Origin of the sequence: Nonomuraea sp. NPDC047529 (assembly GCF_040642995.1) — a bacterium.
Classification (GTDB): domain Bacteria; phylum Actinomycetota; class Actinomycetes; order Streptosporangiales; family Streptosporangiaceae; genus Nonomuraea.
On the sequence record NZ_JBEYTJ010000071.1, the window covers coordinates 1 to 22,176 of the forward strand.

The window sequence follows — 22,176 nt, forward strand, 5'->3', positions numbered from 1 at the left end:
AGATCGCTGACGTTCACCTGGAATGGCGCCCACGTGGCCACCGTGACCACCGATCCGGTGAACGGGGCCGCGCTGACGTGGACCTACACCTACGAGGGCGACAAGCTGATCACCGCCTGTACCCCGGGAACGGCGCCGAACTGCACCACCTATGGCTACACCACCGGCTCGCTGTACCGGGGGATCGTGGAGGACGACGAGCCTGTCGGCTACTGGCGTCTGGGCGAACCGGCCATGCAACCGGCACCCATACCGACCAGCGATCCCACTTGCGCGATCTACCCCCCGGCTTGTGAGCCGAAGCCCACCACGGAGGCCAAAAGCCTCGGCTGGGGGGCGGGGCCGGCCACCTACGCCGATGTTTCGCTGGCCCAGCCGGGAGCGCTGGCCGGGTCCACGGACACCGCCGCAGGTTTCACCGGGGCATCGCAGCTGCGCCTGCCGGACAAGGCGATCGCCCGGCTGAACAACCAGCTGTCGCTGGAGCTGTGGTTCAAGACCAGCACGTCCGGAGTCCTTGCCTACGCCGCCCCGTCCGAGCCCTGGTTGTTCCCCGGGCTGGCTCGGGCGGGCGGGGGCCGGTGGGGGAACCCGCTGCTGTACGTGGGCACCGACGGTAAGCTGCGCGGCCAGTTCCGCGTCCTGGCCGCCAACGGCAACGAGACCATTGCCCCCATCACCACCTCCGCCGCGGTCACCGACAACCGCTGGCACCACGCGGTCCTGGCCGGCACCGGCAACACGCAGAGCCTGTACGTCGACGGGGCCGCGGTCGGCACGCTGAACGGGCCCATCGACCACAACTGGCTCGCCTTCGCGCTGATAGGCGACGGTCTGACCACACCCGACTTCCCCGCCACCGCGCCGGAGGACCCGGGCGAGTACTACACCCCCTGGGGCTTCACCGGTCAGATCGACGAGGTCGCCCTCTACGACCGGCCGCTGGCCGCCGCCGAGGTCAGCGACCACTACGGAGCCCGGCTGGCGGCCCCGCACCTGCTCAAGAAGATCACCCTGCCGTCAGGCCGGGTGTGGGCGGACAACACCTACGACGGTGCCAAGGACCGGCTACTCACTCACACCGACCAGCACGGCGGCACGTGGAAGCTGGGCGAGGCCACGCCCGTCGACACCACCAACGGCAAGTCGACGATCACCGTCACAGACCCCCAAAGCGGGACCACCACCACCGAGCACGACGCCTGGCGCGGCTACCGGACAACCTCCCGCACCGACCAACTCGGGCAGAAGACCACCTACGTCTACGACACCGCCGGCTACCTGCACCAGATCACCGACCCCAACGAGATCGTCACCGACCTCAGCTACGACAAACGCGGCAACCTGCTGTCCGAACACAGCTGCGACCCGGTGACACTGCCCCAGGCGGCCGCCGACGATGGCCCGTTCTTCACCTGTCTCAAACTGGGCGACACCACCACGGTGATCGAAGGCCAGCGCTGGTATGAGTACAACGTCAACAAGGACAACGACTTCGACCCCCGCAACGACCGGCTGATCGCGGTCCGGGACGGCCGCTCGTCCAGCAGCACCGACAACACCTACGCCACCAAGGTGGAGTACAACGCCTACGGCGAGCAGACCAAGCAGACCACTCCGGCCACCCTCGACTTCCCCAACGGCCGCTCGGCGATCTTGGCCTACACCGACGGCACCGAACCCGCGGTGGGCGGCGGCACCACGCCAGCTGGGTTGGTCAAGACGAGTACTGATGCCAAGGGCAATGCCACAGCGTTCAAGTACAACGCGGCCGGTGACCTAGCCGAGCAGCGCGACCCGGAAGGCATGGTCACCCAATTCGAGACTGACGCCCTGGGGCGTGCCACCGCGGAGACGCAGATCTCTGCCGCCGTACCGGATGGAGTGAAGACCAGCTTCACCTACGACAACCTCGGTCGCCTGGCCACACAGACTGCGCCGGGGGTGAAGAACGAGGTCAGTGGTGTCACGCACACGGCGAAGACGACCTGGGGCTATGACCCGGACGGTAACACTCTCACCGAGACCTTCGCCGATGTGACCGGTGGCGATCCGACACGCACCACCACCTACACCTACGACGCCTACGGTCATCAGGAGACCAGTACAGATGCCGAAGGCGGCGTGGTCCGCACCGCCTGGGACAAGCTCGGGCTGCAGACCACGCTCACCGACGAGCTCGGCTCCGTCTTCGGCTACACCTACACCAAACGCGGTGAGCTGGAGACGCGGACGCTGAAGAACTGGACCGGCAGCCCGGTCAGCCCGCAGCCGGCCACCGAGATCACGCTGGAGAAGTTCTCCTACGACCCCGGCGGGCGCCTGGCCGCCAAGACCGACGCGATGCAGCGCAAGACCTCCTACACCTACTACGCCGACGATCTGCTGTCCCAGGTGATCGGCGACGACGTCCGGCTCAACGGTCCCAACCCGCCCAAGGACGTGGTGCTGGAGGCCAACACCTACGACGCAGCGGGAAACCTCACCAAGAAGCAGACCGGCTGCGCTACCAAGCCGACCGGCGGCTGTGCTACCACCTTCATCACCACCACTGACTACGTCTACGACGCGGCCGGTCAGCTGACCTCGGAGACCTTCGACCCGGCCAAGCTGGCCCGCAAGACCGCCTACACCTACGACGCCAACGGCAACATCCTTGCGACCAAGCGGTCGGCAGCCGGTACCACCCGGGTCGAGACGACGGAGTTCGCCTACAACAAGGAGAACTACCTCGTCCGTCAGACGATCGACAATGACGCCGAGGATCTCACCAGCACCTGGACGGTCGACGACCGCGGCCTGATCCGCGAACAGGTCGACCCGCGCGGCAACCTCCCGGGCGCAGACCCGGCCAAGTTCACCACCTCCCTCCGATACGACCTGCTGGGTCAGCTGATCGAGGCCAAGCAGCCTGCGGTGCAGATCGACAAGGCAGGCAGCGCTCAGCAGGGGCGCCCCACGATGCGCATCGGCTACGACAGCGCCGGTCGGCAGACCCACGTCATCGACGCCGAGGGGCGCCAGGCCACATCGGCGTTCGACCGGATGGGGCGGCGCACGTCACTGACCGCGATGCCCTACACGCCGCCCGGCGGCAGCGCGGTCACCCCCCAGGCCGCTTACGCCTATGATGCGGCCGGCCGCCTGAAGAAGGTCACCGACCCGCGCGGTCAGATCACCACCATCGAATACAACGCCTTGCACGATCCCGTTCGCGTCACCGACCCTCCGGCTGCGCAGGGACAGGCCGCCGGGCAGTGGGTCTCGGAGTACGACCTTGCGGGCGAGGAACTCGCGGCGATCGACCCGACCGGTGCGCGCACCACCGCCACCTACGACGACCTCGGACGGCAGATCACCCAAACCGCGGTCGAACGCAAGCCCGCCAGCGCCACCTACACCACCAAGCTGGAGTACAACGACGCCGGCGTGCTCACCAAGGCGATCCTGCCCGGCCCCGCGGCCGCGACCATCCGCTACGAGGTCGACGCGGCCGGACAGGTGACCGGCGTGACCGACCCGATGACCAACACCACCAGCTACGCCTACGACCTGGCCGGACGCCCCGCCAAGGTCACCAACGCGCTCGGCAACGCCACCGCCGGCGAATACGACCTGGCCGGACGGCTGACCGGTGTGAAGAGCCTGGACAGCGCCGGCGCCACAGTGCGCAGCATCGGCCTGGGGTATGACGCCGCCGACAACGTGACCCGATACACCTCCGGCGAGGGCCACGTCACCCGCAGCAGCTACGACGCCACCAACCTGCTCACCGAACTGGTCGAACCGGTGTCCGCCAGCGAGTCGATCACCACCAGCTTCGGCTACGACGCCACCGGCGCCCGCACCCGCCTCACCGACGGCCGCGGCAACGCCACCTGGACCAGCTACAACACCCTCGGCCTGATCGAAACCCTGACCGAGCCGGCCACCACCGCCCACCCGAACCTAGCCGACCGCACCTGGACACACCTCTACGACGCCGCGGGCAACGAGACCGCGCTGATCAAGCCGGGCGGTGTCCGGCTGGACCGGCAGTACGACAACCTCAGCCGCCTCACCAAGATCAGCGGTTCCGGCGCCGGCATCGTCGCGCAGGACAAGACCTACGGCTACGACCTCGCCGACCGCGCCACCAGCGTGGGCGACCACACCCTGGAGTACAACGACCGCAACCTGCTGACCAAGGTCTCCACCCCATCGAGCCCCATCAGCAGCTTCGCCTACGACGCGCTCGGCAACCCCACCCAGCGCGTGGACGTGACCGGCACCACCACCTACACCTGGGACAACAACAACCGGCTCAGAACCGTCACCGACCCGGTCAGCGGCCGGACCAACACCTACGACTACGACAAGGCCGACCGGCTGACCACCATCACCTCGGCCAACCCCGTCAACACCCAGGCCTACACCTACGACGCCCTGGACCGGCCACTCACCCACACCCTGAAGAACAGCAGCGGCGGCCAGCTCTCCAAGATCACCTACGGGTGGGACAAGGACGACAACCTCACCTCCAAGACCACCGCAGGCCTGGCCGGCGCCGGCTCCAACACCTACGGCTACGACCAGGCGGGCCGCCTGACCTCCTGGACCGGCCCGGACGGCACCACCACCAGCTACACCTGGGACGCCTCCGGCAACCGCACCAAGGCCGGCACCAAGACCTTCACCTACGACGAACGCAACCGCCTAACCGAAGGCGACGGCAGCACCTACACCTACAGCCCGCGCGGCACCCTGGCCACGCAGACCAAGAACGGCACCACCCGCAACCTCACCTTCGACGCCTTCGACCGGCTCATCAACGACGGCGACGCCACCTACACCTACGACCCGTTCGACCGCCTGGCCACCCGTGAGAAGAACGGCGCCAAGCAGCGGTTCGTCTACGCCGGCCTGGACAACGACATCATCGCCATCACCGACGCCGGCGGCACCGTCCAAAACTCCTACGGCCGCGACCCGTTCGGCACGCTGACCAGCGTCAAGGAAGGCGGCAACCCGGCCGCGGGAGCGCTGACCGACCTCCACGACGATCTGGTCGGCACCTTCTCCGGCGCCGCTCTGTCCAGCACCACCACCTATAACCCTTACGGCGAGGTCATCGCCCAGACCGGTGCCAAGTCCAGCCTCGGCTACCAGAGCGAATACACCGACCCCGACACCGGCACCGTCAACATGCATGCCCGCTGGTATGAGCCTGGAGCGGGGACATTCATCGGTCGAGATGATTGGACTCTGGCACCGGTACCGTCCATTCAGGCCAACCGCTACACCTACGCCAGCGGCAACCCTGTCGCACGCACGGACCCGTCCGGCCATCAAGATCGTATGGATGCCGGCGGCGGGGGCCCTGGATTGTTCTTGCCGCCAAAATGGGTCGCTCCGCGTACCACGATCAACGGCACCCCCGTGAAGAGCATCACCAGGCCGGGCGCCAGTGGCGGCAACAGCTCCACAAACGGTAAGACGAACACCTCGCCCAAGACGAACACCTCGCCCAAGACCAACTCCTCCACCACGACCAGCGGAAAGGGAGGAGCAAAAGCCAAAGCCAGCACACGAAGGCGAACCGGTTCCGCCTCTTCCCGCCAGAGCACCGGCGTCGGAGCTGCCAACAGTAGTCCGTACGGCGACGACCGTCGCGAGCCGAGGCCACAACCCAAGCCTGCGAAGACCCCCGCCAAGAGCACCGGCTCAACGAAGGCAAGGAATGAGCCCAAAGCTCAGTCCCCTACCGGCACCTGTCAGACCAACTGCGTAAGAAGGCCAGCCCCCGCACCGCCAACCCCGAAGAAGAACGACAAGAAGAAGCGCGAGCAGGAAAAGAGAGGGTCACAGGGAGAAAGAAACGTACCCGCGCCAAAAAGAGTCGTGTGTAAGGCGGGAATGCCCTGCTGGGACATCGAGGGCACCGATTGGGACCGCGGCTCCGTCGGCATCGGGACGGACTTCGGAGTACCTGGCGACCAGTTCGGCGACACCCGTGACCCCATCATCAATTGCGATGAAGGCCCTCGAACCGCGGGAAGCTGCGCCGATGGGGTGGCTGCTGTCGACCCATCAGGTGACGACAGCACCCCTGACTACGGCGACCCCCCACCGCCTCCCATCTACACCTGCAACCCACCCAACAGCTTTGTCTCCGGCACCAAGGTCCTCATGGCAGACGGCAGCACGAAAGCCATCGAAGACATCAAGATCGGCGACCGAGTCATCGCCACCGACCCCCGCAGCAGCCGCACCCAAGCCGAACCCGTCACCGCTCTGATCACAGGCGAAGGCATCAAACACCTCGTCAAGCTCACCATCGATGTCGACGGCCCCGCAGGAACCGCAACCGGTACCATCACGGCCACCAGCAACCACCCCTTCTGGGTGCCCGCGCTGCGTCTATGGGTCGATGCCGGCCGACTGCAGCCAGGCATGTGGCTGCAAACTTCAGCAGGCACCTACGTCCAAGTTGTCGCAGTCGCGGCACAGACCGCCAACCAACAGGTTCACAACCTCACTGTCGATGGCCTGCACACGTACCACGTGGTGGCAGGGGACCAAGCTATCCTTGTCCACAACGACGGAGAAGATGACGAATATCTTTACAGAGGAATCCCTGAGGGGCATTGGTTCTACAAGAATGCGCTTCGCGGAATAGCGCCGCCACTCGGTGGTCATAGCGATCCTGCCAGCCATAACGGCGGAAACACGAGGAGCAAGTTTACGTCGTGGACAACCGATCTCGATGGGGTAGCCCGAGACGCGGCAGAGGAGATGGGACTTCCGGGGATTGTTTTGAGAATTCGCAAGAGCGCCGTATCGCCTAATAGGATTTTCGAATCGCCTGACATCTACGATGAGAGCGAAATCCTCATCGCGGGAGTCCAGACTGGAGCGGACATCAGTATCGGCGGGGGGCCCTGGCGCACACCTGGTTGCTAACGGGGTTGAGCCATGAGAGTTGAAGCTTTTCGGGAAATGGCCATTCAGGCCATAGAGCGAAGCGTGGTTCCAGAAAGCTTTTCCGACCTTCTGGATAAAGTTGCCTATATTGAGGATGAGTGTTCGCTGACTCGCGTTGAGGAGCTTCGGCGGACATACGGACGGAGATTGCGGCGCCTCACTCCAGGACGTCGCATAACCTCTGAAGTAAATAGACTCGTCCGTTTCCTAACCGACTGCGAGGCTAGTGAAGTTAGGCTGATTGGAATTTACCTAAATGATGGCAGGCGTTCGCTGGCTCTTGTTGACGTATCTATGGAGAATCTGATCTTTTGGTCAGATATGTGGACTATTGATCCGCATCTCGGCACCCCAGAAAATGAGGTTTAGGGATGAGGTCTTCCACAAGGGTCCACGCGACCAGCCCCAAAGTAGTGGCGCCAAGCCGTCCTCAGCTTCATGTACGGCGGGCCCGTGATTGCCCTGCTGGTGGCCCGCCCCCGCGGAGTGTCGCGGCGGTGCCGGTGGCCGCCAGGCTGGCTGTCACGCCTTTGTACATCAACTCCTACCTGCTGATCGACCAGGAACTGCCCGCAGGTGTCAAGCATGAGGCCAACGCATGGGTGGCCGTCGGCAACGACGTCGGCTACATCATCGGTATCACTCTGGGCGGCCTGCTGATTGCGAGCAACGACTACAGTTCGGCCCTGACCGGCGCCGGCTTGGCCGGAGTCCTGCTGATCGCCGTGGCGTTGCGAGCCCTGAGCCGCTCTGTCGTCGGCTCGCCCAACGCCGGCCTGGCCGCCACCGTCGAACAGGAAGACGTGCCCGCCACATGACCACCCCCAAATCCCACGCCGAGAGGCCAGGCGCGCGCAGCGAAGCCCGCCAGGCCTGGTCGGCAGCGCGCCCGCACGCGGTGAGCTTCCATGCCTAACCGCGGGCTGCACCTGTCCCGGGCCCAGGCGCGAGAGCTGGCCGTGGCCGGGCAGGGCCTGGCTGGCGACGCCGCCTTCATCCAGCCGCTGGACGTGCTGAGCCATCTGGGCGCCATCCAGCTCGACGCGATCCAGCGGGTGGACAAGGCCCACCGGCTGGTCTGCCTGGCCCGCGCCCCGCACCTGCAGGGCCGCGACGCCATCGACGCTCAGCTGTGGAGCCCGGCAGGACCGGCGACGGTGTTCGAGAGCGCGGCGCACGCCGTGTGCCTGCTGCCGATGACCGACTGGCCGTTGTGGACCTTCATGCGCGAGCGCACCGCCCGCGTCTCCTGGGCGCCCGAGCCTGCCCTGTGCGACCGGGTGAGGCAGATGGTCGAGGTCCACGGCCCTGTGACCTTGAGCGACATCGAAGCCCTCGGGGAGCGCAAGTCTTCTGGGTGGGGATGGTCGGACGCCAAACGGGCTGCGGAGTACCTGGTGTGGACCGGCGTCCTGATCGCCGCCGCCCGCCGCGGCGCCAAACGCGTGTACGACCTGGCCGAATGCCGCGTCCCCGCCGACCTTCTGCACGCGCGCCCCGACGAGCACGACAGCCTCATCGCGCTGCTGGACAAGGCCGCCCGCGTCTACGGCGTGGCCACCACCGCCGACCTGACCGAGTACTTCCGCCTCCCCCGCGCCGCCGCGGCCCAGGCGCTCACCGACACCAGCCTGCTACCCGCCACCGTCGAGGGCTGGGACGAGCCGGCCTGGGTCCACCCCGCGACGCTGGAGCGCGCACCCGTGCCGGCCGAACCGGTCTTCCTGACCCCGTTCGACAACCTCATCTGGGACCGTGACCGCACCCGGCGGCTGTTCAGCTTCGACTACACCTTCGAGGCCTACAAACCGCCGGCCAAACGCCGCTTCGGCTACTACGTCACCCCGCTCCTGGCCGGAACCCGCATGATCGGACGAGCCGATCTCATGCGTGACGGAGCAGTTCTGCGCACCCTTGTCATGCACCACGAACCCGGCCCGGCCCCTGACCACGACCTGGTCCTGCAGGCGGGTCAGCGCCTGGCCAAACAACTGGGCTGTGACGAGTTCCGGTTCGATCACAGCCCCTGATGATGGCCGCCCGGCGCTTATGGAGGGAGGTCGAAGAGCTCCAGTTGATCGTCGGGGTGAGGCTCGAGCGGCGTCAAGGGTTGTCCGTCGGGCGCAGGCGACAAAACACCCTTTGATCTTGATGACAAATTTGTCATCAAGATCAAGTTGGGCTGATGTCGCTGAACTCCGACTCCAGCATCCAGACGGCCTGCTTGAGTGTTGGAAGGAGTGCGCCCTTGCCCCAGTCCGGGTCCTCCTTGGCGGCCTCGATCAGACGCCTTCCTTCGCCGGAGCTGACGAGCTCGGCGAACTGGCGAAATTGGGCCAGATTCTTCGAGTAGGTCCCTTCTTCCCGTCCCGGCTCGCTAGCCGCCTCTGGGGGGAGATAGCCCTTGGCGCGAGCCACTCGGACTAGAGCGGCAGCGGATCTTTTGCCTTCGGTGGAGTCCCACACCTCAAACAGAGCGTCTCGTCCGTGAGATTCCAACACCGGTCGTACAGCAGTGGCCTGCCCCTCGTTCAGATCGCGATCCACGCCATGCTCTGCCAGTGCCTCGACCACGGGAATATCGGCAATGACTCGAGAGACGTACGAGGGGTGCCAAGGGTGCTCGGCCTTGATGTAGGCCGTGAAGGACGTGTACCCCTTCTGTTGGAATAGTTCATGATCGCGAATGGCGGCTAGTGCGCGGCCAATCGCCAGCAACCACTGCGTGGTGATCGCTGTGATGTGCTTCTCGCAGTCCTCTAGGGTCGGCACATCGCCACGTGACACCTTCTCCACGAACGCGTCGGGGGCGGGCCCAGCAAGGGCTGGCGTCGATAGGTGCGCAGAGGGCAGGACTACGCCAGCTACACCTGCCGGTTCAGGAGCAAGGTCTGGCGGCGGAGCGGCCGACGGCTCTGGCGAGGTGCTCATCGGGCCGTCTGCTGTTACAGGCTTCGGGACAGCGACCTGGTCACCTGCTGCCACAGGCTCCGGTGTCGCGACGATTCGTGGCTCCCTGGTTGGCCGACCACGTGCAGGCTTCGCCATCTAGCTCACCTCCACTGTCGGCACCTCAAGCCCAACCCGAGCGGTCAACTGCGCCGCGAGCTTGTCGAAGCGGGAGGCCATCTCTTCGCCGTCTCGCCCCAATGCGCGCAGCGGCCGAGGGGGATCAGCGTCGGCCGCGTCCTTAATGGCAACACGCTCAGGCAGAAGTGGTTGCCACAGGTCTTGCCCGAAGATTTCCGGGATCGACTCCTCGACCTGGAACTTGTGAGCGCCGGTACGCGTGTCAACCCGGTTGACGATGTAACCCACGACTTCGAGGCTTGAGTTGCCTAGCTTCTTCCGGTTGTTGGCGACGAAGTCACGCAAGGCCATGGCGCCTTCGATCCCGTCCAATTCGGGATCCATCACACACAGGGCTACGTCCGCGGCCGCGAGTGCCAGCTGAGTGAGATGTCCAAGATTTGGTGGGCAGTCGATGAGGACGATGTCCAGCTCATCATCGGCGCCGTCGAGGGCGACTTCAAGGCGGTGAACAGCACCCAACTGGCCAGCTTCGAGCATGGCCCGGTTCTCTAGATCAGTTCGAGAAGGAAGAAGGGTAATCCGCTCGTTGTAGGGGGATGGCCAGCCGATCTCAGCGAATGCGTCGGCCGCACAGCCCTCTAGGCTGGCATCCGGCCGCTCTGCCAGCGTCTTCAGAACGTCAGAGACGGTCGGCTGCGCCGGATCTGCCGCAAGGGCGAGGCGGCGTCCCGCGTTACCCTGAGGGTCTAGATCGATGACCAGGACGTTGTATCCGGCCTCGGCAAGGGCTGCGGCAAGATTGATTGTGCTGCTCGTCTTGCCTGTGCCGCCCTTGTTGTTGGCGACGGCGACCCTTTTGGCTCGTCGCTGTGATGCGGTCATTGGGCTTCCTCCTGTGATGACGTGGCGCCATCGGCGCGTCCAGCGCGTCAGCGACACACGCGACATCCTAGAGAGGTCCTGATTGGCGGTCACGCAGAAAGGCCGCCTCCAGCGAGGAAGCGGTCCTTCTGACCTTCATATGGGGCAGACCAAGTACGAGGGAAAGGGGCAGTCATGTCGCTGATCAGGGCGATGACGCAGTCTCGCCCAGCGTGCCACACGCCAGCGGTGGTGTGCTCCGGAGCTAACGCTGGCCCGACGCGATGCGTGGGCCAGCGTCGTGGTGGTGGGTTCGAGTACCTCACGCGGTGACGGGCTTGCTTAATCTCGATGGCCAGCACGCCGAGTGCCTCCCTCTTTCGAGGCCAGCTTCTCGAATATGTTGCGGCTCGTTTCGACGGCCACCGGAGATCGGACGCGTAGCCGGGCGCATCGCCAGGGCTCGCTCCTACAGGGAGCAGGTCCGTCCCCTCGGTGTCGACCGTTCATATGCCGCTCGGGTCGTGGGCACCAGCGGCACCGGCTACGGCGACGACGGCGTCGCCGCCGTAATCGCCGGCATGCACACCTTCTCGGGGGGCGGCACCGCCGCCCACGCGGCGGTCTTGGCCGGTGCCACGGCGACCGACACCGCCACGATGGCCAATGCCATCAACGCGCAGGGCCGAGATCACCGGGTGGGCCGAGGCCCTCGACGGCTCGCGGCGCGCCCTCGTGTGGCCCGCGCCTGGGAGCTCCTGAGCCTCAGCCAGCCAGCACGGCCGAGACCAGCGAGCGGGCCTCCTCCTGGGGACCGGCGGCCATCGGCTGACGGCCATGTGGCAGCAGGGCGTCCGGGGCGTCCCAGGGCGTTCTGCCGGGCGACGTCGGCGTATCCATCACCGCCGACCAGGTGTATTCAACATCCCAGACCGCTCCGCTGATCAGCTGTTCGTGATGGAGGATCAGAACTCGTACTGCAACTCGTACAGGTGTCCGGCCTTCGCCATGATCGTGGCTTCAATGGGACGTTGGTCGTTGCTGTAGACCACGCGAAACGTGCGAAGAATCGGCAGTTCGCTAGGCAATTCCAGGAGCTCGTACTGCTCTTGGGTGGGCACGCGTGCCGAGACATGATCCACACAGCTTCGAGGCGGGTAACCCATGCTGGCCAGCAGCGTCGGTGTTCCGCCCCGGATCTTTCGGTGCTCCAGCAGAGCGGTGCCAGCGGCGATCGCCATGGGGTAATAGGAAGTCACGAGTTCGGCCGGTTCTTCATCCAGCATGAGGAGTTGCCTGCGCAGGACGGCGGTGCCGGTTTCGGTGAGCTGCAACGCCGCGGCTACATCGTGTGGAGGCCGTTCCTCACCGACTTCCAGCAGCTTGCTGCTGGCCTGCCAGCCGCGCTGGTTGGCCTTGGCAATCCAGGGATAGGGCTCGTTCGGTGCCGCCGGCGCCACAAAGTCAGCTGGCCGTATGGTGCGCTGGCGATGGTGACGCACACTGACGCTTGCTCCGGCCCGGCCAACTACCAGGCCCTCCTCCTTCAACAGTTTCAGTGCCTTCTGCACAGTCGCGTTGGAGGCGCCGAAACGCTCGGTGAGCTGGAGAGTTGATGGCAAGTTGGCCCCAGCGGCAAGTTCGCCCGACAAGATCTCTTCACGTAGTGCAGCGGCGATCCGCTGATGAATCGGTCGTGGATCAACGATTCGGCGAGCGCTCATCAGATCATCATTTCGTAGCGCAGCCGTTGCGCGCTGGCCGGGGTGACCATCATGTCGGCCTGAATGGGCTGGTCTTGGGCGTCCAGGACCACGCGAGTAAGCACCAGGACAGGACTTGCTGGAGCCAGGTCGAAGGTCTCGCGCTCAAGGTCGGTGGCGTGTCGGGCGCCTACCTCTTCCACCACATGTCGTCCCACATGTCCCAGCGTGGCCAGCAGCGAGACCGCGCCTCCCCGGATCGGCCTCGGGTCTGCGAGGGCCGATCCCTGGGCGATGTTGGGTGGGTAGTAGGAGTCCGTCAGCTCCAGCGGAACGTCGTCAAGAAGGATCACCCGCCGTCGGACTACAGCTGTCTGCCTGGGAGAGAACCTCAGAAGGCGTGCGATTTCGGGTGGCGGCAGAGTCTCTCCCGCTTCCAGGATTCGCTGAGTTCCACGACGGCCCTCGGCGGCAGCCTCAGCAGCCCACGCGTCGCCGCTGCCTTCCGGTGGAGTAGTCAGATACGGCACTGACGTACTGATCCACTGCTGTCCTGCCATGTCTTCCTCCTTGGTCAAAGAGCAGAGACCTTACTGCCCTTCACGGTAAGCGATCAGGATTCTTACCTCCAAGTCACCTTGATGCTTTTCGCGAAAGGCATTATGTTCCTCGTGAGAGATGCGCGCCCCACGCGACCGATGTCCGATTTCCAACGCAAAGCGGCCCCGGTGGTGATGCACCGAGGCCGCGGCGAGTCGCGAAACCTGAAGGGAAACCGACTCATGGCAATCATCGCTGATCTGTCCCCCACCGGCGACAGGATGCTGACCTCGAAGGAGGTCGGGCTCCTCTTCCGCGTCGACTCGAAGACGGCGGTCCGCTGGGCGGCCACCGGACGGCTCGCGGCGATCCGCACGCCGGGTGGCCGCCTCCTCCGCTTCCCCGAGGCGGCCGTCTACGCCGCCCTCCAGAGCGACGTCACCGCCGAGGCGGTGGCGTCATGACCACCCCCAACACCCCGGTCGCCCCGGCTGAGCAGGCAAAGGCCCTGCTGGCCGACGCGGCGAACAGGGACCGCTTCTACGACGCCTCCATGTATGACCAGCACCCTCGCTACGCGTTGCGTGAGGGCGACGACGCCGCGACCGCGATGTACGCCGCGCAGGCCGCGACCGCGCACGCGATGCTGGCCGTCGCCGACGAGCTGGCCGGGCTGCGCGCCGAGCTGCGCCAGGCCATCACCGCTCCCCGCGAGGACCTGGCCCAGCTCGCCAGTCTGGTGCACGGCCTGGCCACCGCGGTCGCTGCCGTCGCCGCACATGACGCCGACACCGCCGGCGCGGTCGGCGACCTGACCCGCACGCTCGCCGACCGCATGGACAACCAGGCCGACCAGGTCCTGGCCGTGAAGGAGGCGGTCGAGGAGGGCCTGGCCGACATCACCGACGTCCTCGAAGCCCGGCGCGGCGGCTGGTGGTCGCGGCTGCTGTGGTGGCGCACCAGCCGCCGCCTCACCGGGTCTGGCCTCGCCCCCAACTCCGGTGCCGTCTGCGACTGTGGGAGCCCCACGTGGGACCCCACACACCCCCACACGTGTGCCCCCCACACCCAGCTGAACAGCGGAAACGGCAGTGACGTGGGGGTGCGTGGCTGATGACGACCTACTGGGACGCCAAGTCCGCCCGCACCGTCGCCGCCGCTGACGCGCAGACCCGGCTGGCCGAGGCCGAGGCGGTCCGCGCCGAGACCGCGTTGCGCATCGAGACCCAGCGCCTGCAACTGGAGGAGACGCGCCGCCGGGACGCCGAGCGGGCACGCGCCGAGCGCCGGGAGCGCAAGGCCAAGGCCCGCAAGCAGCGCCAGGCGGAGAAGGCCGCTCGGCGTAAGGAGCGCCGGGCCCGGTTGGCCGATGCCGCCCGTGCGGTGGCCGTCGTGGTCAGCCAGCGGGTGCCGCTGCTGGTCGGCGCGGTTGCCATGGGGGCGCCCATCGCGATCGCGTGGGATGGCCAGCTGGAGTTCGGCGATCAGGTCATGAAGCTCGGCGCGCTGGCCGTCGCGGTGCCGGTCGCTCTGGAGGGCAGCGCCTGGTACCTGGCGTGGCTGACGCACAAGGCGCTGGAGGCGATCGGTCCGACCGGCCGCCTGCGCGCCTGGACCTGGGCGTTGGCGCTGGTCGCGGCTGCGATGAACGTCTGGCACGGCACCACCACGGCCGTGTTCGGTGACGACGGGATGCAGGTCGGCATCGTGCGCGGCCTGGCCTCGCTGCTGGGGGTCGGGCTGTGGGAGCTGACCGTGATGGCGCGCCGGCAGCGCAAGAGCGGCCGGTCGCTGACCGAGCTGCGCACCGCGCTGTGGCGGCGGGTGCGCTACCCGCGCCTGTCGTGGCAGGCCGCCAGCATCGCCGCCGCACGCGGTGCGGCGTGCTCACTGGATGCGGCGTGGCAGGCGGCGTGGATCGACCGCTACGGCGTCGGTCCGGACGCCAGCCGCCGCGAGCGCCGACTGACTGCCCGGATTCTGCGTGGTCAGGCCCGCGCGGACCGCAAGGCCGCCCGCAAGGGTGAGCTGTCGATGGTCGGCGGTGTGGTGGTCGGCCGCCCGATCCCGATCGTCACGCCTGTCGATCGGCCGGCGCTGACGCCGGTTCTGCCGACGCCTGCTGCGTCGATCGACACCGACACCGACACTGGCACCGGCACCGTCATCGACACGGTGCGCATCGATCGAGTCGAGCCCCGATCGATCGAGCTGCCTTCGCCCGCCCTCGATCGACGTGCGCGTCGATCGATTGAGGCGCCCAAGCCGTCGATCGATCGGCCCAAGCCCGCCTCCGTCGATCGTCGTCAGCGTCGATCGATCGAGCTGCCCGCCGGGGATGCTCCGGCGCCGCGTCGATCGATTGAGGAGCACCGGCAGATCCTGCAGACCCTGATCGGGCTGGGTCAGCTCGGCTCGGAGCCGACGGCGGAGGAGATCCGCACGACCCTGCGGTGTGCGCCCAAGACCGCCGCCGCTCTCCGGGACGAGCTGCTGGCCGGGGAGGTGGCGGCATGAAGGCTGTCACCTCGGTGACCAAGGCGCTGACGCTGTGGCCGGTCGATCGGCGTGACCAGCCGGTGCACGCCACCCTGTTCTTCGACGCAGGCGACCCGTACGCGGTGCAGCTGCTGTTCCCCCAGTCCGAGGGTGTGCTGCCCTGGGTGTTCGGCAGGGCGCTGCTGATCGACGGCCTGGAGACCACGACCGGGCAGGGCGACGTCCAGATCGCCCCCGGCGACCGGGACGGCTGGCTGATCGTCACGCTGCTGCCGGAGCAGGCGGTCCTGCTGCCGTTCTTCGCCTCCCGGGCGGTGGTGGAGCAGTTCATCGACGCCACCTACGAGGTCGTGCGGCTGGGGTGTGAGGACAAGCACGTGGACTGGAACGCCGAGCTGGCCGCGATGCTGGGCCACCAGGTCGAGGTCACGCTGCGCGAGGCCGACAACCCCTGGGGGCGGACCCGTACCGGGACGCTGGCCACCGACGTCGACGACGCCGGCGTGGTGGTCTTCACCTTCCCCAGCAGCACCGGCACGCCGGTGACCTGGCGGATGACCCGCGAGAGGCTGACGGCCCAGGTGTGGTCGGCGCGCCGGGCCCGTCAGGCCCGGTCCCGCACGCTGCGGCTGGTCGTGCCCGGGGACGTCGAACTGCTGCTGCCCGTGGAGGCCGCGCAGGAGTTCCTGACGGCCCGCTTCGAGACCGCACTGGACGGTGCGTCATGACCATCACCTCCCCCCACGCCAGGGCGTGCTCGCTGTCGGAGCTGGTCATGCTGGCCGCCGCCTACAGCGAGCTGCTGGCCGCCTCCCGCGCCAGCGTCGCGGCCGCCGCGCTCGGCGAGGCCGACCCGCTGGTCTACCTGCGCGAGTGCCTGGCCGAACACGGCCAGGTGCCGCCCGCCGGCGCCCGGCCGATGCGGCTGCTGGCCCAGACCGCCATCCCCTCCGCCCGGGCGGAGGGGGCGTGATGGCCACGATCACGATGCCGCAGGCCGCCGCCCGCTCCTTCGAGGGCATCCCGGCCACGATCGGCCAGGCCCGCGCGTGGGCGGTCGGGCTGCTGCCGGCCGACTGTGACCGGGCCGACGACGTCGCTCTGGTCGTGAGCGAGCTGGCCACCAACGCCATCCTCCACAGCGCGTCCGGAGCGCCGGGCGGTCGGTTCGCCGTCCAGGTCGAGATCGACACGACCGCCCACAGCGTGGGCGTGACCTGCATCGACCTGGGGCCCGCACTGTTTAAGGCCATGCGAGGCGAGGGCGAGGGCGGGCACGGCCTGGCCCTGGTCAAGCACCTGGCCGACGGCTACGAGGTCCGCGCCGAGCCGACCAGCCGCACCGTGTGCTGCTGGCTGGACTGGCCTGCGGAGGCGGCCCGATGAGCCGGGCCAGGCAGTCACGCCGCGCCGAGTCGGTGGTCGGCCACCTGGTGGCCATCGCCGTCCTGTCGGCCGGGGCCTGGTGGGGGCTGACCTTCACCACGCTTCCCGGACCGGTGGCGGCGTGGCTGTCCGGCCTGGTGGCCGGGCTGTCGGCGCTGCCCGCGCTCAACACGGCCCGCCGCCGTCTGGTGGCCGCCGTCTCCCCCGTATCGATCCCCAAGCCCCGGCCCCGCCGGGCGGGAGGTGAGCACGGATGACACACCAGGACCCAGCGGTCGACCCGATGGCCGACCCGGTCGACGGCAGCGAGGAGCCCCGCCCCGCACCGCCGGTCACGTACGAGAGTCCGGCCGACGACGTCGACCAGGCGGCCGAAGACGAAGAGGAGGTGGGCGAGGAAGCGCCGTCGGGGATCCCGGCCGGTCACCTGGCCGCGGGCGGCGTGACCAGCGGCACGGTGCTGCTGGGGATGCTCTACCAGCTCACCGGCCTGGCCGGGCTGGTCGCCGGTGGTGTGCTGGCCGGTGGCGGCGCTGTGGCCTACGTCCGCCACCGTCGCGGCCGCCGCACGCGTCCTGGCGACGGCTGGGCCACCAGGACAGCCACCAGGACAGCGACCAGGACGGCGTTCAAGAGCGGCGGCAGCGGCAGCAGTGGTGGCGGCAGGGCCTCCCTGGGAGGTCTACTCGGCGGCCGGAAGCCGTCCGGCAGGTCCGCGCTGTTCAGCACCGCCTCCAGCGGCTCCAAGAGGACGGGCCGCTCCGGCGGCGTGGGCGGTGGCGGCAAGGCGGGCGCGCCTCGCGCAGGGCGTGGCGGCCGTCCGGCCGGGAGCGGCGCCGCGGCACGCAGGTCCGCCGCGGGCAAGAGCGCGGGCGTGATGGGCGCTGTCCGCCGGCGGGTGGCCGGGGTGTCGTCCGCGCTCACCCGTACCGCGACCCGTGGGAACCGTCCTGGGGCCCGCAAGAGTGCCGCCACCAGCAGGACCAGCAGGACCGGCCGTGCCCGCCGCGCCGCCGCCTGGCTCGACCACACGGTCGACAAGAGCGCCGCCCGTGCCGCGACCGCAGGCCGGACCGCTGCCCGCGCTGCCGCTGCCGGTGCCCGTAAGGCGGGGGTGTGGGCCGACCGCAAGACCGGCCAGCGCGTGTCGGCCGCCTACCGGGCCGCCACGGTGGGCACTGACCGGAGTTTCCGGGCCCGCCGGCGTCGCGCCGCGGCCGTTCTGGGCTGGCACGGGCCGGTGACCGGGCCGATCCTGGCCCTGGTCGCTGTGTTGTCAGAGGCATGGCGCCGCCGCAAGGCCCGCAAGACCCGCAAGGTCGAGGCCGCCAACGCCGGGGCGCAGACCAGCGCCCAGGCCGAGACGACCACAGCGACGGCGCAGGAGGCGAAGGCGACGTCGCCGGCCGACGACGGCGACCCAGCCCTGGCCGCCAGCGCCGCGTGCCCACGCTGCGGCACCAAGGTCACCGCCACCATCCCCAGCCAGGAGCACGACATCTGGGTCACCTGCGCGTGCGGGCACCGCATCCGGTTCTTCCGCGCGCCGAACGACCCGCCCGGCAACTGGGACCACGTCGACCTCGGCGACCAGCACGACCAGGCGGTCACCGGCACCAGCCGGTGCGCCGGGTGCGGCGCCTGGCACACCGCCACCATCGCGCCTGGCCAGCGCGCCCGCAGGGTCCGGTGCGCGTGCGGCACCGAGCTGCTGTTCGTCCGCAAGCCCACAACCACGGCGGCCGGTCACGGCCGGCGCCGTCCGCCCTACACCGCACCAACCGCCTACACCAGGAGGAACCACGCCATGAGCGCGAACCCGCTGGCCGCCGCCGCGGCCGAACTTAACGCCGCCGCTGCCGCCCACGCCCCTACCGACATGTGGCAGGTCGCGCGGGAGCTTGACCAGCTTCCGGAGGTCCCGGCCAACGTCGGCATGGCCCTGCGGACGTACACGACCCGCCTGCAGGGCGAGTACCCCATCCACCCGGCCGTGGTCGAGGCACTGGGCGAGCTGTACATGGCGCACGCCCAGCTCGTGCAGCGCGCCGAGGAGATCGGCACCCTGTTCCGCACGGTCCACGCCGAGGACCTCAAGCGCGAGGAGGCCCCGCGCGTGAACGAGGGCGCCTGGAACGTCTGACCCCCGCCCCCTCGGGTGAGGCTGCGTACGGCGTCCCGGCCCTGACCTGCCGGGGCGCCGGTCGGAACCGACCCGAACCCCCTTCCCAGAACCTCTGACCTGCATGGATGAACCGGAGATCTGTGATGACCGCTAAGACACCTGCCAAGATCAAGGCCGATTGGTCGCTCAAGCCGCGCAGCGCGGTCGCGGCGACCACCCAAGGGGCGCTCGCGCTGGCCGCCGTGGCTGTCGCGGGTGATTTGGCCAGCGTGGAGCCGCTGTGGGGCGGCGCCGCCACCGCTGCCGGCGCCGTGGCCATCGTGGTGCGCTCGGCCCATCTGGCGCACCCGCCCGCTGGGCTGCTGTACCGGCTGACGTGCTGGCTGGGGGCCGGGTCGTGGCTGACCTACACCCTGGCTGCCGGCCTGTGGAGCCAGGGCGTGTGGGCCACGCTCGGCGTGGGCGCGCTGACCGCCGGGATCCTTGCCCCGGTGGGGCGTACGGCGCCGCGCAAGGCCAGGGGGCAGGCCGCCGGCCGGGCGCTGGTGCTGGGCCGGGCCGCCAAGGTCGGCGAGGAGTGGGAGCACCGCATCCAGCGGGTGTGCCGGATGCGGGTGCAGGTGACCAACGTGGTGACCTGGCCGACCCGGTGCGGCTTCGACGTGCACGTGGACCTGCCCGGCGCCGGGGCGACCCGCACCCAGCTGGCGGTGGCCTGCGACGCGCTGGCCACCGACGCCCGCCTGCCGCAGGGCTGCGGCGTGGAGGTCACCCCCGGCGCGCACCGCGGCGCCGTCGTCTTGCGGGTGGCCACGGTCAACCGGCTGACCGACAACATCGACTACCCGGCCGACTACCGGGCCCGCTCGATCCTGGAGCCCTTCGCCCTAGGCGAGTACCGCGACTCCAGCCCCGCCGAAGTGATGCTGCGTGAGGCGTCCGCGCTGGTCACCGGCAAGAAGGGGTCGGGCAAGACCACCACGCTGCACGCGCTGACCGCCGGGATCGGGCTGTGCCGCGACGCCCTGGTCTGGCACATCGACCTCAACGGCGGCGGCATGAGCCAGGCCTGGCTGCACCCCTGGCTGGAGGGCGACTCGGCGCGGCCGGCCGTCGACTGGGCCGCCGCCACCCCCCAGGAGGCGCTGACGATCGCCGAGACCGCGCTGGCCATCGCCAAGGACCGCAAGAAGTCCACCCGCGCCCTGAAGATCAAGGCCAACTCCTCGCTGATGCCGGTCAGCGCCGACCTGCCCGAAATCGTCGTCATCGTGGACGAGGGAGCCGAGGCGCTGGCCCCGGCCAACCGCGACCCGGTGCTGCGTGACCTGCGTGAGGCGCTGGAGGAACTGCAGCGCATCGGCCGTAACGAGGCCTGCAACGTCGTCGTCAGCTCCCTGCGCGCGACGCAGGACATGATCTCGGCCAACATCAAGAAGCAGTCCGACGTGCGGGTCGGCATGTACGTCACCGACGAAGAGGAACTCAGTTTCCTGTTCGGCTGGAACCGCGGCCTGTCCTTGGCCGACCTGCCCGGCGTCGGCTGCGGCTTCATCCAGGCAGGCCAGGGCACGCCGCGCCCGTTCCGCTCCTACTTCATGCGGCCCGGCGACATCGTCGAGGCCGCCCAGGCCGTGGCCCGCATCCGCCCCGAGCTCGATCCGGCCGCCCGCGGTGTGGCCGGCCAGGCCTACTCCACCCGCTACGGCCGGATGCGCCAGGCCTTCACCGACCTCGATGGCGTTCAGGTGGAGCTGGCCGGGGTGCACCATGCCTCTCCCGCCGCCCCGTCCGCCGCCCCGTCCGCCGCCCCGGCCGGTGCGGCCACCAGGCCGCACCTGGCGCCCGTGCCGTGCGGCCCGGACGCCACCGCGTGGCCCGACCTGCGCGAGCTGGCCCCCAAACCCGCCGCCCCGGCGCTGAGCTCGGCTGCCTCCTGGCCCGACCTGCCCCGGCCGCGCCAGAGCGACGCCCTGCGCGCCGAGCACGTCCGCACCCTGCCGTCCGCCCCGGCCGCGCCACTGCCGGAGATCCTGCGCCGTGCCCTGGCCGTCTTCGACGCCGAGCGCACCGGGCGGCTGCACAGCGAGGAACTCGGCGCCACGCTCGCGCTAACCACGACCGTCCTGGCCGACCTGCTGCGCCCGATCGGGGTCACCCCGCTGCCGAACGCGTTCCTGCGCAACGGCGAGCGGGGCCGCGGCTATGAGCGGGCCGACCTTCAGGCGGCTGCGGAGCGTATCGCCCGGGGCGAGCTGGACGTGCCGGCGGAGGTGGCCGCGTGGCCCGCCGCGTGAGTGTGGGGGTCCCACGTGTGGCTCCCACGCCCCCACACCCCCGCACGTAACCCCACACACCCGTCCGACCAGCGGAAACGGCCTCCTGTGTGGGGGTGTGCGAGGGCCGGGAACCCCCCTGTTTCCGGGGTCTGGAAGCCCTGAATCCCCCACCTTCCAGACCCCCACGGCCCCCCACGACCCTCACAGCCGTCCTGCGGACGCACCGCACCCGACCACCTGAACGTCACTCACCGTCACCGAATGGAGGACCGATGACCGTCAACCCGATCGCCGCCGCCGCAGCCGACCTCAACGCCGTGGCCGCCGCACACGCCCCCCTGGACATGTGGCAGGTCGCCCACGAGCTCGACGAGATCGCGGCCGTGGACGACTTCACCGCCACCGCGATCCGCACCTACAGCCGGCGCCTGGAAGGCGAGTACCCAATCGACCAGAGCGTGCTGGAGGCCCTGGAGAACCTCGCCAGCGCGCACGCCGACCTCGTGGCGATGGCCGAGGAGATCGGCCCGCTGTTCCGCCGCGCCCACGAGGCCGACCTGAGCCGCGGCCAGACGCCCCGCGTCAGCGAGCACCTGTGGAACGTCGACGGCGGCAACACGACGCCAAGCGAGCCGGGCCTGTGCCCCGACTGCCCGGCCGACTGCCCCCGCCGAGGGACCCCGCACACCCCGCCAGTAAACCTGCCCTGACGGCCCAGGCCCCGCACACCCACACGGGCGCGCACCACCGCGGTCCATCCGCCAAGACCGGCCGCGGCGGGCGCGCC

The 22,176-nt window shown here is 68.9% G+C and carries 18 protein-coding genes; 13 read left to right on the forward strand and 5 right to left on the reverse strand.

The genetic code is table 11. The annotated features are described in order from the left end of the window. Positions 1–33: 33 nt before the first annotated feature. The 3 genes from ABZ815_RS50985 to ABZ815_RS50995 all read left to right on the forward strand — a co-directional run bounded on the left by ABZ815_RS50985 (position 34) and on the right by ABZ815_RS50995 (position 8,993). Positions 34–6,942, forward strand: coding sequence for a polymorphic toxin-type HINT domain-containing protein (locus tag ABZ815_RS50985; RefSeq protein ID WP_357710294.1), 6,909 nt, complete (start codon positions 34–36; stop codon positions 6,940–6,942). Between the two features lie 518 nt (positions 6,943–7,460). Further along, on the forward strand, positions 7,461–7,781 hold the full coding sequence (locus ABZ815_RS50990; protein WP_357710297.1) for a hypothetical protein: 321 nt from the start codon (positions 7,461–7,463) through the stop codon (positions 7,779–7,781). Positions 7,782–7,871: 90 nt separating this feature from the next. Next, on the forward strand, positions 7,872–8,993 hold the full coding sequence (locus tag ABZ815_RS50995; RefSeq protein ID WP_357710300.1) for a crosslink repair DNA glycosylase YcaQ family protein: 1,122 nt from the start codon (positions 7,872–7,874) through the stop codon (positions 8,991–8,993). A 142-nt stretch (positions 8,994–9,135) separates the two neighbouring features. Here ABZ815_RS50995 and ABZ815_RS51000 read toward each other — a convergent pair whose 3' ends face one another. The 5 genes from ABZ815_RS51000 to ABZ815_RS51020 all read right to left on the reverse strand — a co-directional run bounded on the left by ABZ815_RS51000 (position 9,136) and on the right by ABZ815_RS51020 (position 13,120). Further along, a complete protein-coding gene (locus tag ABZ815_RS51000; protein WP_357710303.1) occupies positions 9,136–9,735 on the reverse strand; it encodes a hypothetical protein in 600 nt (199 codons plus the stop codon). A 276-nt stretch (positions 9,736–10,011) separates the two neighbouring features. Beyond that, positions 10,012–10,878 (reverse strand): ParA family protein, encoded by an 867-nt coding sequence (locus ABZ815_RS51005; protein ID WP_357710305.1) that lies wholly within the window; start codon positions 10,876–10,878, stop codon positions 10,012–10,014. 744 nt (positions 10,879–11,622) lie between these two features. Beyond that, entirely contained in the window at positions 11,623–11,757 is a 135-nt protein-coding gene (locus ABZ815_RS51010) for a hypothetical protein (RefSeq protein ID WP_357710308.1), read from the reverse strand. A 65-nt stretch (positions 11,758–11,822) separates the two neighbouring features. Further along, positions 11,823–12,581 carry a GntR family transcriptional regulator gene (locus tag ABZ815_RS51015; protein ID WP_357710311.1) on the reverse strand — a complete coding sequence of 253 codons (759 nt, stop codon included), beginning with the start codon at positions 12,579–12,581 and terminating at the stop codon, positions 11,823–11,825. Then, the gene (locus ABZ815_RS51020) at positions 12,581–13,120 is read right to left on the reverse strand and encodes a UTRA domain-containing protein (protein ID WP_357710313.1); all 540 of its coding nucleotides are present in this window, start codon (positions 13,118–13,120) and stop codon (positions 12,581–12,583) included. Before ABZ815_RS51020 ends, ABZ815_RS51015 begins: the two co-directional genes overlap by 1 nt. A gap of 222 nt (positions 13,121–13,342) precedes the next feature. Between ABZ815_RS51020 and ABZ815_RS51025 the strand changes: the two genes are divergently transcribed. The 10 genes from ABZ815_RS51025 (at position 13,343) to ABZ815_RS51070 (ending at position 22,099) form a co-directional block, all read left to right on the forward strand. Continuing rightward, positions 13,343–13,564, forward strand: a complete 222-nt coding sequence (locus ABZ815_RS51025; RefSeq protein WP_357710315.1) for a helix-turn-helix domain-containing protein — start codon at positions 13,343–13,345, stop codon at positions 13,562–13,564. After that, the gene (locus ABZ815_RS51030) at positions 13,561–14,214 is read left to right on the forward strand and encodes a hypothetical protein (RefSeq protein WP_357710318.1); all 654 of its coding nucleotides are present in this window, start codon (positions 13,561–13,563) and stop codon (positions 14,212–14,214) included. Before ABZ815_RS51025 ends, ABZ815_RS51030 begins: the two co-directional genes overlap by 4 nt. Beyond that, positions 14,214–15,617, forward strand: a complete 1,404-nt coding sequence (locus ABZ815_RS51035) for a DUF2637 domain-containing protein (protein WP_357710320.1) — start codon at positions 14,214–14,216, stop codon at positions 15,615–15,617. Before ABZ815_RS51030 ends, ABZ815_RS51035 begins: the two co-directional genes overlap by 1 nt. Beyond that, the gene (locus ABZ815_RS51040) at positions 15,614–16,327 is read left to right on the forward strand and encodes an SsgA family sporulation/cell division regulator (protein ID WP_357710322.1); all 714 of its coding nucleotides are present in this window, start codon (positions 15,614–15,616) and stop codon (positions 16,325–16,327) included. The genes ABZ815_RS51035 and ABZ815_RS51040 overlap by 4 nt, the downstream gene beginning before the upstream one ends. Then, on the forward strand, positions 16,324–16,572 hold the full coding sequence (locus ABZ815_RS51045) for a hypothetical protein (RefSeq protein ID WP_357710325.1): 249 nt from the start codon (positions 16,324–16,326) through the stop codon (positions 16,570–16,572). The genes ABZ815_RS51040 and ABZ815_RS51045 overlap by 4 nt, the downstream gene beginning before the upstream one ends. Next, positions 16,572–16,985, forward strand: coding sequence for an ATP-binding protein (locus ABZ815_RS51050; RefSeq protein WP_357710328.1), 414 nt, complete (start codon positions 16,572–16,574; stop codon positions 16,983–16,985). The genes ABZ815_RS51045 and ABZ815_RS51050 overlap by 1 nt, the downstream gene beginning before the upstream one ends. Next, entirely contained in the window at positions 16,982–17,242 is a 261-nt protein-coding gene (locus ABZ815_RS51055) for a hypothetical protein (protein WP_357710331.1), read from the forward strand. Before ABZ815_RS51050 ends, ABZ815_RS51055 begins: the two co-directional genes overlap by 4 nt. Further along, entirely contained in the window at positions 17,239–19,128 is a 1,890-nt protein-coding gene (locus tag ABZ815_RS51060; protein WP_357710334.1) for a hypothetical protein, read from the forward strand. The genes ABZ815_RS51055 and ABZ815_RS51060 overlap by 4 nt, the downstream gene beginning before the upstream one ends. A 125-nt stretch (positions 19,129–19,253) precedes the next feature. Beyond that, complete coding sequence (locus ABZ815_RS51065) at positions 19,254–21,407, forward strand: hypothetical protein (protein ID WP_357710337.1); 2,154 nt, start codon at positions 19,254–19,256, stop codon at positions 21,405–21,407. A gap of 254 nt (positions 21,408–21,661) precedes the next feature. After that, entirely contained in the window at positions 21,662–22,099 is a 438-nt protein-coding gene (locus ABZ815_RS51070; protein WP_357710340.1) for a hypothetical protein, read from the forward strand. Positions 22,100–22,176: the final 77 nt, after the last annotated feature.

Coding starts and splice junctions, on each gene's coding strand:
- ABZ815_RS51035 (WP_357710320.1), top strand. CDS start 14,214: ATGACGACCTACTGGGACGCCAAGTCCGCCCGCACCGTCGCCGCCGCT.
- ABZ815_RS51005 (WP_357710305.1), bottom strand. CDS start 10,878: ATGACCGCATCACAGCGACGAGCCAAAAGGGTCGCCGTCGCCAACAAC.
- ABZ815_RS51055 (WP_357710331.1), top strand. CDS start 16,982: ATGAGCCGGGCCAGGCAGTCACGCCGCGCCGAGTCGGTGGTCGGCCAC.
- ABZ815_RS51030 (WP_357710318.1), top strand. CDS start 13,561: ATGACCACCCCCAACACCCCGGTCGCCCCGGCTGAGCAGGCAAAGGCC.
- ABZ815_RS51020 (WP_357710313.1), bottom strand. CDS start 13,120: ATGGCAGGACAGCAGTGGATCAGTACGTCAGTGCCGTATCTGACTACT.
- ABZ815_RS51025 (WP_357710315.1), top strand. CDS start 13,343: ATGGCAATCATCGCTGATCTGTCCCCCACCGGCGACAGGATGCTGACC.
- ABZ815_RS51015 (WP_357710311.1), bottom strand. CDS start 12,581: ATGAGCGCTCGCCGAATCGTTGATCCACGACCGATTCATCAGCGGATC.
- ABZ815_RS51070 (WP_357710340.1), top strand. CDS start 21,662: ATGACCGTCAACCCGATCGCCGCCGCCGCAGCCGACCTCAACGCCGTG.
- ABZ815_RS51065 (WP_357710337.1), top strand. CDS start 19,254: ATGACCGCTAAGACACCTGCCAAGATCAAGGCCGATTGGTCGCTCAAG.
- ABZ815_RS51040 (WP_357710322.1), top strand. CDS start 15,614: ATGAAGGCTGTCACCTCGGTGACCAAGGCGCTGACGCTGTGGCCGGTC.
- ABZ815_RS50995 (WP_357710300.1), top strand. CDS start 7,872: ATGCCTAACCGCGGGCTGCACCTGTCCCGGGCCCAGGCGCGAGAGCTG.
- ABZ815_RS51045 (WP_357710325.1), top strand. CDS start 16,324: ATGACCATCACCTCCCCCCACGCCAGGGCGTGCTCGCTGTCGGAGCTG.
- ABZ815_RS51010 (WP_357710308.1), bottom strand. CDS start 11,757: ATGGATACGCCGACGTCGCCCGGCAGAACGCCCTGGGACGCCCCGGAC.
- ABZ815_RS51060 (WP_357710334.1), top strand. CDS start 17,239: ATGACACACCAGGACCCAGCGGTCGACCCGATGGCCGACCCGGTCGAC.
- ABZ815_RS51050 (WP_357710328.1), top strand. CDS start 16,572: ATGGCCACGATCACGATGCCGCAGGCCGCCGCCCGCTCCTTCGAGGGC.